Source organism: Adlercreutzia wanghongyangiae (genome assembly GCF_035989245.1).
Classification (GTDB): Bacteria; Actinomycetota; Coriobacteriia; order Coriobacteriales; family Eggerthellaceae; genus Adlercreutzia; species Adlercreutzia wanghongyangiae.
Genome location: NZ_JAYMFF010000034.1, coordinates 1 through 613, shown reverse-complemented (window position 1 = coordinate 613; position 613 = coordinate 1). Strand labels below are relative to the sequence as shown.

Here is a 613-nt window from a genome sequence, read left to right as displayed (position 1 = left end):
GACATGCCCTTCCCCGAGGCCGGCGCCATGAGCCAGGGCTACATCGGCTACCAGCTGTCCCAGGCCATCCTGAACCAGCTGAAGGAGCGCGGCATCCAGCGCTCCACGGCCTGCATCGTGACCCAGACCGTGGTGGACGAGGCCGACCCCGCGTTCCAGAACCCCACCAAGCCCGTGGGCGCCTTCATGGACGAGGAGACCGCCAAGGCCAAGGCCGAGGCCATGGGCATCACCGTGAAGGAGGACGCCGGCCGCGGCTGGCGCCAGGTGGTCGCGAGCCCCATCCCCAAGCGCATCGTCGAGTTCGACGCCGTGCGCGACCTGGTGGAGGACGGCTACATCGTCGTGTCCACCGGCGGCGGCGGGGTGCCGGTGTTCGAGACCGAGGGCGGCTACGTGGGCACCCCCGCGGTCATCGACAAGGACCGCTCCAGCGCGCTGATGGCCGCCGAGCTCGGCGCCGACATGCTCGTGATCCTCACCGCCGTGGAGAAGGTGTGCGTCAACTTCAACACGCCCGAGCAGGAGGCCATCTCCGAGATGGACGTGGCCCAGGCCGAGGAGTACATCAAGGAGGGCCAGTTCGCCCCCGGCTCCATGCTGCCGAAGGTGG

At 69.3% G+C, this 613-nt stretch carries 1 protein-coding gene; it reads left to right on the top strand.

What is annotated here, in order from left to right; all coding sequences use genetic code 11:
• A partial coding sequence (locus VIN30_RS11420) for an amino acid kinase family protein (RefSeq protein WP_479274393.1) occupies positions 1-613 on the top strand: 613 nt, incomplete at both ends.